At 42.0% G+C, this 11402-nt stretch carries 13 protein-coding genes; 12 read left to right on the top strand and 1 reads right to left on the bottom strand.

The features are described from left to right. Positions 1 to 31 precede the first annotated feature (31 nt). The 10 genes from QWT69_RS06820 (at position 32) to recO (ending at position 8091) form a co-directional block, all read left to right on the top strand. Positions 32 to 550, top strand: a complete 519-nt coding sequence (locus QWT69_RS06820) for a hypothetical protein (RefSeq protein ID WP_317970262.1) — start codon at positions 32 to 34, stop codon at positions 548 to 550. A gap of 47 nt (positions 551 to 597) precedes the next feature. Further along, a complete protein-coding gene (locus QWT69_RS06825) occupies positions 598 to 855 on the top strand; it encodes a hypothetical protein (RefSeq protein ID WP_317970264.1) in 258 nt (85 codons plus the stop codon). Further along, positions 845 to 1936, top strand: coding sequence for a sporulation protein YqfD (locus QWT69_RS06830; protein ID WP_317970266.1), 1092 nt, complete (start codon positions 845 to 847; stop codon positions 1934 to 1936). Before QWT69_RS06825 ends, QWT69_RS06830 begins: the two co-directional genes overlap by 11 nt. Positions 1937 to 1941: 5 nt before the next feature. Then, positions 1942 to 2901 carry a PhoH family protein gene (locus QWT69_RS06835; protein WP_317970268.1) on the top strand — a complete coding sequence of 320 codons (960 nt, stop codon included), beginning with the start codon at positions 1942 to 1944 and terminating at the stop codon, positions 2899 to 2901. Positions 2902 to 2966: 65 nt separating this feature from the next. Then, positions 2967 to 5096, top strand: a complete 2130-nt coding sequence (locus QWT69_RS06840) for an HD family phosphohydrolase (RefSeq protein ID WP_317970270.1) — start codon at positions 2967 to 2969, stop codon at positions 5094 to 5096. Between the two features lie 20 nt (positions 5097 to 5116). Then, positions 5117 to 5587 (top strand): rRNA maturation RNase YbeY, encoded by a 471-nt coding sequence (gene ybeY / locus QWT69_RS06845; RefSeq protein WP_317970272.1) that lies wholly within the window; start codon positions 5117 to 5119, stop codon positions 5585 to 5587. Then, a complete protein-coding gene (locus QWT69_RS06850) occupies positions 5553 to 5942 on the top strand; it encodes a diacylglycerol kinase family protein (protein WP_431312322.1) in 390 nt (129 codons plus the stop codon). The genes ybeY and QWT69_RS06850 overlap by 35 nt, the downstream gene beginning before the upstream one ends. Before the next feature lie 24 nt (positions 5943 to 5966). Further along, complete coding sequence (locus tag QWT69_RS06855) at positions 5967 to 6377, top strand: cytidine deaminase (RefSeq protein ID WP_317970276.1); 411 nt, start codon at positions 5967 to 5969, stop codon at positions 6375 to 6377. Next, positions 6361 to 7275 (top strand): GTPase Era, encoded by a 915-nt coding sequence (gene era, locus QWT69_RS06860; RefSeq protein WP_317970278.1) that lies wholly within the window; start codon positions 6361 to 6363, stop codon positions 7273 to 7275. Before QWT69_RS06855 ends, era begins: the two co-directional genes overlap by 17 nt. Positions 7276 to 7305: 30 nt before the next feature. Further along, complete coding sequence (recO, locus tag QWT69_RS06865; protein ID WP_317970280.1) at positions 7306 to 8091, top strand: DNA repair protein RecO; 786 nt, start codon at positions 7306 to 7308, stop codon at positions 8089 to 8091. Between the two features lie 25 nt (positions 8092 to 8116). Here the strand turns inward: recO and QWT69_RS06870 are convergent, their stop codons facing one another. After that, positions 8117 to 9496 carry a glycine--tRNA ligase gene (locus QWT69_RS06870; protein WP_317970282.1) on the bottom strand — a complete coding sequence of 460 codons (1380 nt, stop codon included), beginning with the start codon at positions 9494 to 9496 and terminating at the stop codon, positions 8117 to 8119. A 364-nt stretch (positions 9497 to 9860) separates the two neighbouring features. On the opposite strand from QWT69_RS06870, the gene ccpN reads away from it, so the two are divergent. Both ccpN and QWT69_RS06880 read left to right on the top strand, forming a co-directional pair. Beyond that, positions 9861 to 10490, top strand: a complete 630-nt coding sequence (gene ccpN / locus QWT69_RS06875) for a transcriptional regulator CcpN (RefSeq protein WP_431312323.1) — start codon at positions 9861 to 9863, stop codon at positions 10488 to 10490. A gap of 83 nt (positions 10491 to 10573) precedes the next feature. Beyond that, a complete protein-coding gene (locus tag QWT69_RS06880; protein WP_317970286.1) occupies positions 10574 to 11383 on the top strand; it encodes a pyruvate, water dikinase regulatory protein in 810 nt (269 codons plus the stop codon). Positions 11384 to 11402 lie beyond the last annotated feature (19 nt).

The raw sequence follows: 11402 nt of genomic DNA on the forward strand, positions 1-11402 counted from the left end.
AACGTGCAGTTTCCGGAAAGGGGATACGCAGATGGAACAGATAATCATACTTGTCGTCATCGGTATCGTCAGTATGCTCTTTAAAGGTAAAAAACCTGAAGAAGGGCAGAAGCAACAACAACAACAAAGGCAAAGGCAGTCTTCGAAACAACCGGCGAAGCCTGATCCGATGAGAAAGCTGAAAGAAATGTCCCAGGATATGTATAAAGAGATCCAGCGTGAGTTTCAGACGGAAATCGATGAGCCACCAAGCAGACAGGCTCCACAAGTCGCTCAGCCGCAACCTGTAGCAGCTAGACCAGCTGTGGTGCGTACTGAAACGCGGATGCCTGCCAAGCCGAGAGAACAGTCTCCTTCAGCCGCACGCCCTTCGATAGAACGATCAGCGACCAGGGAAAGCTCCCATCGCGGAAGATTATCTGCGCATGGCGCGAAGCATGTATGGGCAGAGCCTGTCGAACATCATGACATGGTTCCGCAAAACGAACGGGATCTTATAAAAGGAATTATCTTCTCTGAAATATTAGGACCGCCCAAATCAAAACAATAATCATCTACCCCCTATCCAAATCATAAGCTTGGATAGGGGGTTTTATCTTGAAAAAACTATTTAAAATGAATTCATCCATTTCAATCGAGGATTTTAATTCAGTCCGAATAACAGGGCCATATTCACTTCTAAAACTCGGCCCTGATTATGCAGCTTTTAAAAGTGGAAATCACATCATTGAAGCGGTTGGGGAAGAGTTGATTGTTGAGACGCTGTCTGAAGAGATGGCCGTACTGTCATTTGAATCAATTACATGCGTATCGGTGAAAGAAATCCGAGATGGGCAGGAATCATATGATTCATAATAGATATGATATTTCAGTTGAGGGTAAAGAACGGTCAACTCGCTTTTTAAGTCTTCTGGCGGCTTCAGGCGTCAAGACGATAGCTGTCACAGAATCAGAGGGGATAATTCATTTCCGTACGGATAACAAGGGTGTAGACTTTATCCGAAAAAACAGGCGTAAATATAAAGTGAAAGTATCTATCGCGCGCGCAGGAGAAAGGTCGTTGGAAAGAAGACTGTTCAGTTCCTATCGGTTTTTAATCGCTTGTCTAATTCCGCTAGTCGCTTCTTTGTTTCTATGGGAGGTTACGATTGAGGCGGAAGCGCCTGAAGTAATTGAACGCATTGAAAATAAACTGGACAAAGCGTCAATCAAGAATTACAAAATGCTCTCATCCATTCCAGATGAAGGGGAAATACGTCGTACACTCATGCAAGATGACCCTTCATTATCATGGGTGAGATTTGTGCAATCGGGAAGCAAATTGACCATCATACCAATGCATTCGCCGAAACTGGATGATATAGTGGAAAAAGAGGGGCCGGTTTCAGACCTCGTAGCAAGAACGGGCGGTGTCATCACGAGATTTCAGTTAAGTCGAGGTGAAAGGGTCGCCCGGCTACATGAAACGGTCAAAAAAGGTGATCTGCTGGCCACAGGTATATTAGAACAAGGAACCAAAACGATCGTAGTCGGAGCTGAAGGGGCGGTATATGCCGACTATTGGTCCGAATATACATTTGAAATCCCAAAGACGATTGCGTATCATTTGCTCGGAGACGAGAAAGTAGAGGTGAAGTGGCAGAATCCAATCGTATGGAAGCATGGATCAGATAAACCATCATTGCGTTCTTTCATCATCACGGATAAACAACGAGCAGACCGATTTGAACAATTCGAGTTGACAGATGGCATGGAAGAGTCCGTCATATTACCTTTGATAAAGTATAAAATCATGTCAGAATCGCAGTCTGATATTATAATTAAAGATGAAAATATTTTACACTTGACGTTTGAAAATGATACAGTTGTAGGGACTATATTATTTTTGATGAATGAAAATATAGCAATCAAGAGACCGATATCCCAAGGAGACTGAAACTATTGAGCGAACAGACAATTCAACTTCATATTGAAGAGCCGAACGATGCAGTTATGCTTCTTGGAATTTCCGATCAGAACATGAAAATGATTGAGGAATCCTTGAGTATTTCTATTATTACAAGAGGCGATACGATTTCAATCGCCGGAGAAGAAGGCAATATTGCTGCAGGGAAGTTTTTATTGGAACAACTTTTGAAAGTTATACGCAAAGGTATAAATATAAATTTACGCGACATAACGACAGCAATTGAAATGGTTAAAAATGAAACAATCGAATATTTCGCCGAATTATATGATGAAGAAATTGCTAGAACGGCTAAAGGCAAAGCAATCCGTGCCAAAACGATTGGACAACGAGAATATGTCCAGGCGATCAGAAAAAATGATCTTGTCTACTGTATCGGCCCTGCCGGAACAGGTAAGACATATCTAGCCGTTGTGCTTGCTATCCAGGCGCTAAAAACCGGATCTGTGAAACGAATTATTTTGACCCGTCCTGCGGTGGAAGCTGGGGAAAGTCTCGGTTTCCTTCCTGGTGACTTGAAAGAGAAGGTTGATCCTTATTTGCGCCCCTTGTATGATGCCTTACACGACGTCCTGGGAGCTGAACATACGGAAAGGCTGATGGAGCGGGGAACGATTGAAATCGCTCCACTGGCCTATATGAGGGGTCGTACACTTGATGATGCATTTGTCATACTTGATGAAGCGCAAAACACAACAAAAGCACAGATGAAAATGTTTTTGACGCGACTTGGATTCGGCTCTAAAATGGTAATTACAGGTGATAAAACACAAATTGACTTGCCGCGTGGTATCGAATCCGGACTGATTGCCTCTGAATCAATCTTGAAAAATGTGAAAGAAATACACTTCCAATATTTGGAGCAGGGTGACGTTGTTCGTCATCCAATTGTAGCCAAAATTATAGAAGCTTATGAAAATGAGCAGTCATCTTAAAATGGCTGCTTTTTCATCATTGGTAGAATGAAGGGGAAGTTAAAGAGACAGGTGGGGTATAATTTGTGTTCAAACCCGTATTGAAACTATTCAAATCATTGAAATTCAACTATTTAGCATTATTCATACTTCTGATTGCATCATTTGGACTGTTTGCGCTCATGCACGGCAATGTTAAGCAAGAGACCTATGAATTACATGAATTTAAAATTTCGCCAAAAACAATCCGTTCGTTGAAAACGGTTGAAGATACAGTGAAAACTGAACAGGAAAAACGTCGGATTGAATCGGAAGTGCCACCCTTTTATCAATTCAATGAGGATATTTCAAAAAATCGACAAGCAATCGCTTCTTCATTATTCGATTTCATCATTAAAGAGAAAGAGGCAAACGTGCCTGTTGCCGATGAAGATATAGAGAAACCTGTGAAATCACGTTCTGAACAAGTGAAAAATGTGCGTAAAGAACTGACTAAATTGGAAGAGGACGAGCCAGGACTTCGCCTGACGGATGAAGCCATTGCAAGTCTATTGACGGGAGAAGTATCCCGTCTTGAAAAAATGAAAAACGAAATCGTGAAAATTATTGGTGAAGAACTTTCCAAACCCGTTCGAAGTGGCGACATATCCAGTGCCCGTTATGAGGTGGAGAGGAAACTTCGTTTGTCTGAAGCGATACCTCCGGCAGAATTGCAGACATTAATTACGCTAGGCAGATCTCTAGTCGTTGAAACTGAAACTGTCAATCAAGCACTGACGGATAAAAGGATAGAAGAAGAGAAGAATGCAGTAGAACCAACAAGGATTCTTCAAGGACAAGTTATCGTTCGTGAAGGACAGTTCATTGATGCGGAGATATATCGCCAGTTGGAATTGACAGGATTATTGACAAACCAGTCTTCGTCAAAACCAATCATCGGACTCATCATCTATGTGTTTTTTGTAATGATGATTATTTATTTGCATTTCATCACATGGGTAGAAGACAGCTATAAGAAAAAGAAGTCATTATTAATTGTCATTGCCATCTTTTTTATCCTTGTATCCATCATGAAACTTCTAAGCTTGATAGATAAGGAATTTGATGTGCAAGTTGCTTTCCTATTCCCAACGGCTCTTGCGCCACTGCTCGTCAAATTGCTTACGAATGAACGGATGGCGTACATGATGACGATTGTAACAGCAGCTACCGCTGGCATTATGCTGCTTGAAGGATTCTCTGCTATTATGCAGATGGAGATTGCTCTATATATTCTGTTCGGTGGGATTCTAAGTATTTATATATTAGGCAATAACGGCCGCAGATCAAATATATTACGTACGAGTCTGGCTGTAGCAGCTTCAAATGTGTTATTCATCGTCTTTTATTTACAAATGACACAGACGACATATGATTTATCTGAGTTGCTGTTTTATATTATTGCAGCTATAACGTCAGGTATATTGTCCGGAGCATTGACGATTGGGCTCATGCCATTCTTTGAATCATTCTTCGGAATGTTATCTGATATGAGGCTGATTGAACTTTCCAATCCGAACCATCCTCTACTTAAGAAAGTGCTCACTGAAACGCCAGGCACGTATCACCATAGTGTAATGGTTGCAAACTTGGCTGATGCAGCATGTGAATCAGTAGGCGCCAATGGACTTTTGGCTAGAGTAGGTAGCTATTATCATGATATCGGCAAAACGGTCCGACCCAATTTCTTTATCGAAAACCAACATGGCAGCGTAAATCCGCATGATGAATTGCCGCCGGAAAAAAGTCGTGATATCATTATTGCCCATGCCGTTGATGGGGCAGAACTGTTGGCTAAACATAAAATGCCACCTGAAATCGTCGATATTGCAAGGCAGCACCATGGGACAAGCTTCCTGAAGTTTTTCTATGTGAAAGCTAAGGAAATGGGACAAGATGTAGTAGAAGATGATTTCCGTTATCCTGGTCCTAAACCCCAGACAAAAGAGATTGCAATCATTTCTATTGCCGATAGTGTAGAAGCCGCGGTTCGTTCGATGAAAGAACCGACACCGGAAAAAATTGCAAATCTTGTCAAGTCGATTATTGGCGGGAAATTAAATGATGGACAGTTTGATGAATGTGATCTATCAGTTAAAGAATTGAAGAAAATCGAAAATGTCATATGTGAAACATTAAACGGGATTTTTCATAGTCGGATTGAATATCCAGATTGATGATGAAAGAAGGGGATTGAATGCTTGATATCTATTTTGAAGACGAAACAGAAAGTGTCTCTGAGGATATCGTTAAACTTGTGGAAGATCTGTTGACTCACGCAGCCAAGATGGAAGACTGTCAAGGCCAGCCTGAAGTATCGGTCACATTTATGAACGATGAAGCAATTCGGCAAATCAATTCCGAATACCGCAGCAAAGATTCCGCAACGGATGTCATTTCGTTCGCATTGGAAGAGATGGGCGAAGGGGAAGTCGCCGTAATTAGGCAAGAAGGAATACCTGTTGTTCTTGGAGATATTCTCATATCAGTTGAAACTGCAAAACGTCAAGCGGAAGAGTATGGTCATGACCTTCGTCGAGAAATCGGATTTCTTGCTTTGCATGGTTTTCTTCATTTGCTCGGCTATGATCATCTGACGGAGGCTGAAGAACAATTGATGTTTGGTAGACAAGATGAAATTCTGTCATCGTTCGGACTTGAAAGGTGAGAGAGACGTGCGAGCATTTTTTAAAGCTTTCCACTACGCAGCGAAAGGAATCGTCCATAGTCTCCGTTCAGAACGGAATATGAAGTTCCATACAATCGCTTTGATTTTCGTGACGATAGCAGGTCTACTGACAGGGCTTTCAATAACTGAATGGATGATAATCCTCATTCTTTTTGGCGGTATGCTTTCTTTGGAAATGCTCAATACAGCGATTGAACGAGTCGTGGATCTTGTCACAACGGATCATCACCCGTTAGCGGGACAAGCAAAGGATGTTGGTTCAGGCGCGGTTCTTGTCTTCGCGATAATCAGTGCCGTCATTGGATTGATCATATTCCTACCGAAATGGTTCTAATAATTTAAAGGCAGAGGTGTAATAATGGATCGTGAAAAATTGATAGAAGAAGCAAAATTGGCACGTCAGACAGCGTATGTCCCTTATTCAAAATTCCCAGTAGGAGCAGCATTATTGACGGAAGATGGCCAGATTTTCCACGGCTGTAATATTGAAAACTCCTCGTATAGCATGACGAATTGCGCGGAGCGGACTGCGTTTTTTAAAGCTGTTTCAGAAGGCGTTAAAAGTTTTAAAGCTTTGGCGGTTGTCGGGGATACGGAAGGACCAGTCTCTCCATGTGGCGCTTGCAGACAAGTCATCGCGGAATTCTGCGATAGGGACATGCCTGTTTACCTAACTAATTTAAAAGGTGATGTCCAAGCGACGACAGTCGAAAAGTTGTTGCCAGGCGCTTTTTCCAAGGAGGATCTTGCATATGCAGAAAAACAATGATCAGTTTAAATCAGGTTTTATATCAATTATCGGAAGACCGAATGTTGGTAAGTCGACATTTTTAAATCGCGTCGTCGGACAAAAAATAGCAATTATGAGTGATAAGCCTCAGACAACGAGAAACAAAGTGCAGGGTGTCGTAACGACAGATGAATCTCAATTGATTTTCATTGATACACCGGGAATTCACAAACCAAAACATAAACTTGGTGATTTCATGGTGAAGTCAGCCCGCAATACATTAAAAGAAGTCGACGTCATCATGTTTATGGTTAATGCGGATGAGCCGATTGGTGGGGGAGACAGATTTATAATCGATATGTTAGAGCATACCGAAACCCCAGTTTTTCTGATCATTAATAAAATCGACCTTGTCCATCCGGATGCACTTCTTGGAACAATCACATCTTATACGCAAGTGTATGATTTTGCAGAAGTTGTTCCTGTATCTGCATTGAACGGTAATAATGTTGAACGTCTAATGGAGACGTTGATAAAGTATATGCCGAAAGGGCCTAAATATTATCCTGATGATCATGTGACTGACCATCCCGAGAGATTTATCATTTCCGAGTTCATCCGTGAGAAGGTTCTTCATTTAACGCGAGAGGAAATTCCGCATTCCGTAGCGGTAGTTATCGAAAAGATTGTGCGGGATGAAGAACGTGAAATCATTGATGTCTCGGCAACAATTATCGTTGACCGCGATTCACAAAAAGGAATTGTCATCGGTAAAAAAGGTGCGTTATTGAAAGAAATCGGAACAAAAGCCCGGCACGATATTGAAATGCTTCTCGGTTCGAAAGTATTTCTGGAATTATGGGTGAAAGTGCAGAAGGATTGGCGCAATAAACCCGGACAACTTCGTGAATTCGGTTTCCGTGACGATGAGTATTGATCAGATCCATTTCTCTAAGAGGTGATGACCTTGATGAATAAATGGGAAGGTATTGTTTTGAAAAGTATTCCTTACGGCGAATCCAACAAAATTGTCACTATCTACACTAGAGAAGCAGGGAAAATGACGGCGATGGCAAGAGGTGCTAAAAAGCCGGCGAGCCGATTAGCGGCCGTCACACAGAGTTTCACCCATGGATTTTTCTTGCTGCGGACAGGGCGTGGGATGGGGACATTAGAGCAAGGCGAGCCCATTGACTCGATGCGACATATCCGTGAAGATTTAGAAGCAACGGCATACGCGAGCTTTGTTGTTGAGCTGATTGATCGGTTAACGGATGATCAGAGTCAAAGCCCAAATGTATTTTCTTTGCTCTATGATGCATTGCATGCGATCAATGAACAATATGATCCCGAAGCAATTGCATTGTTTGTGGAATGGAAGATGTTACCGGTGGCAGGTGTGCACCCGGTTCTTCATCAGTGTGCGAATTGTCGTGCAACTGATGGGGAATTTGCATTTTCATTTAAAGAAATCGGTTTTCTATGCCATCGGTGCTTTCATATCGATCCTTATCTTGTAAGATTGACGCCAACACAACTTCGTCTTATCCGAACATTTTTCACAGTGCCTATACAAGAAGTCGGTTCTTTGAAACTTAAAAAGGCAACGAAACAGTTCATGAAGAAAATCGTCAGAACGGTATATGATGAACAAGTGGGAATTCGCTTGAAATCCAGGCAATTTCTCGATCAATTGGAACGTACACCCGAATTATTACCGAAAATAGAAAAGCCGCAGGAAGAAGGTGATTGACCCTTTTCCTGCGGCTTTTTATTGATTAGAATGTAAGATGTTTTTCAATATAAGCACGGACATCCGCAATCGGCATGCGGATTTGCTCCATTGAATCACGATGCCTAACTGTCACTTGAAGATCTTCTACTGAATCGAAATCATATGTGATGCAGAAAGGTGTACCAATTTCATCTTGACGACGATAACGACGTCCGATGGATTGTGAATCGTCATACTGAACAGGGAAGTGTTTGCGAAGTTCCGCATATACTTCATCTGCTCCTTCAGCGAGCTTTTTCGATAAAGGTAGAACAGCTGCTTTTATCGGTGCAAGAGCTGGATGGAAACGCATAACTGTACGTTTATCATCACCTTCAAGTTCTTCTTCGTCAAAAGCATCACAAAGGAATGCTAATGTTACGCGGTCTGCACCTACCGAAGGTTCGATACAGTAAGGCACATATTTTTCGTTCGTGACAGGATCCTGATAATGGAAATCTTCACCGGAGTGTTCCATGTGGCGTCTCAAATCGAAATCTGTTCGGTTAGCGATACCCCACAACTCTCCCCATCCAAACGGGAATTTATACTCAATGTCCACTGTCCCTTTCGAATAGTGGGAGAGTTCATCTTCGTTATGTTCACGAAGTCTGATGTTTTCTGCTGTCAAACCAAGATCATGCAACCACTTTTCGGAGAAATCTCTCCAATACTCATACCACTTCATATCTTCTCCAGGTTTGCAGAAGAATTCTAATTCCATCTGTTCGAATTCACGTGTACGGAAAGTGAAATTCCCTGGAGTGATTTCGTTCCGGAAACTTTTTCCGACTTGTGCGATTCCGAATGGCATTTTTTTACGCATGGATCGTTGAACGTTTTTAAAGTTCACAAATATACCTTGTGCTGTCTCAGGACGTAAAAAGATTTCGTTCGCCGATGAATCTGTTACGCCTTGTGACGTTTTGAACATTAGATTAAATTGGCGGATACCTGTATAATCGATCGCACCACAATTAGGACAGACAATTTTATGTTCTTGGATCAATTCTTCCATCTTTTCAAAAGGCATGCCATCAACAACGACTTCCATCCCTTTTTCGTCAAGTGCATCCTCAATCAGTTTATCGGCACGGTGACGAGTTTTACATTTCTTGCAATCAATCATTGGATCATTGAAATTCCCGATATGGCCAGATGCTTCCCAGACTTTCGGGTTCATTAAAATAGCAGCGTCCAAGCCTTCATTATATGGAGATTCTTGAACAAATTTTTGCCACCAGGCACGTTTGATATTGTTCTTTAATGCGACACCGAGGGGACCATAATCCCAAGTGTTCGCCAATCCTCCATAGATATCCGACCCTGGAAAGACAAAGCCTCTCTGTTTCGATACATTTACAATTTGTTCCATTGTTAACATGTATATCCCTCCAATTAAAATAAGCACCCATCCCCGGACACGAAGTCCGGGGACGAGTGCGTAATGACCCGCGGTTCCACCCCAGTTGGTTGTAGTAACAACCCTCTTTAAAAAGTGTTAGCTCAAGGTTGCCGTTTCATGCCAGTACGGGCTTTCACCATCCCCGTTCGCTCTGTTGGCATTACTCATAGACCTATCATTGCCTATTGAATTCAGTAATAGTGTAGCATGGTTCCAAAATATCTGCAATGCCCCAGCTAATTCGAACAATTCCGAACGTGGAAGCCATGCCAATAGGAATTATAGTAGCAAAATGCTATACTAGGCAAGGATATATTATCGAACGTTTAGGGCGGTGATTCATATGGAATTGAATAAGCGCCAGAATGAAATCCTTGAAATTGTTAAATTGGATGGTCCAATCACTGGTGAACAGATTGCTGAAAGGCTTAGTCTCGCGAGAGCAACAATTAGACCTGATTTGGCGATTCTTACTATGGCAGGATTTCTGGATGCAAGACCTCGTGTCGGCTATTTCTATTCGGGGAAAAAACCGGCGCAGTCGGTAACTGACGAAATGATTGGAATGAAGGTCGGGGATTTTCAATCCATTCCAGTAGTCGTAAGTGAAAATGTTACAGTCTATGATGCTATCTGCCAGATGTTTTTGGACGATGTCGGAACTTTGTTTGTTGTCGATAAATCCTCCTTTTTAACGGGCGTATTATCACGCAAGGATCTATTGCGCACGAGTCTTGGGAACACGGAATTAGATAAGATTCCTGTACATGTCATCATGACAAGGATGCCCAATATAACATTCTGTAAAAAGCAGGATTCTCTTATTCATGTAGCAAAAAAAATGATGGATAAGCAAATTGACTCACTTCCGGTAATCGTCAATAAAGGGGAGGGTCTGGAGGTCGTCGGACGAATAACGAAGACTAACATCACTGCCGCCTTCCTATCATTGGCAGAAGAGCATGATCTCTAAATGAAGTTGAGAACCCTTGCGTTTCCATTCAGTGGAAAACTATAATCGATCAACATCGATGAAGTGTATAAAGGAGAGATACAATGACGAAATTGACATTGTTCATCGTTTCCGATTCTGTTGGAGAGACAGCCGACCTGGTTGCGAAAGCTGCAGCTAGCCAATTCAGACAGGACTTGGATACGGTATCGATGAAACGTTTTTCTCATGTGGAGGACGAGTCACAACTGAAGGAAATCGCTTATTTGGCCAAACGTCAGCAAGCGATCGTCGTTTATACATTAGTGAAAAGTTCAATGCGTGAAAAGATAAAAGATGAATGCAGGTTGAATGGACTGAGATGTGTCGATTTACTTGGTTCGCTCCTCACTGAGATAGGGGAGACTGTCAACGAAAAACCCTATGAGGAACCGGGACTCGTCCGACAATTAGATGAAGACTATTTTAAGAAAATCGAAGCGATTGAATTTGCAGTTAAATATGATGATGGTCGTGATCCACGAGGCGTGCTGAAAGCGGATATTGTATTAGTAGGTGTATCAAGAACTTCCAAAACGCCACTATCTCAATACTTAGCCCATCGCAGATATAAAGTAGCCAATGTACCCCTTGTACCCGAAGTCGAACCTCCAGAAGAGCTTTTTCAGATTGATCCAAAAAAATGTTTTGGTCTCGTTATCTCGCCACATGTCCTGAATTCCATTAGGAAAGAGAGACTCATAGCGCTTGGTTTGAAAGATGATGCCAATTACGCACAGGTTGAACGTATCGAACAAGAACTGCTGCATTTTGAAAGAGTTGTGAACAAAATAGGATGTAAAGTGATTAATGTATCAAATCGGGCGGTCGAAGAAACCGCGAACTTGATTTTAAGCGAATTGTCGAATTCATAAACAGAATCTATCATTACAA

Source organism: Sporosarcina oncorhynchi (genome assembly GCF_033304615.1).
GTDB lineage: Bacteria > Bacillota > Bacilli > Bacillales_A > Planococcaceae > Sporosarcina > Sporosarcina oncorhynchi.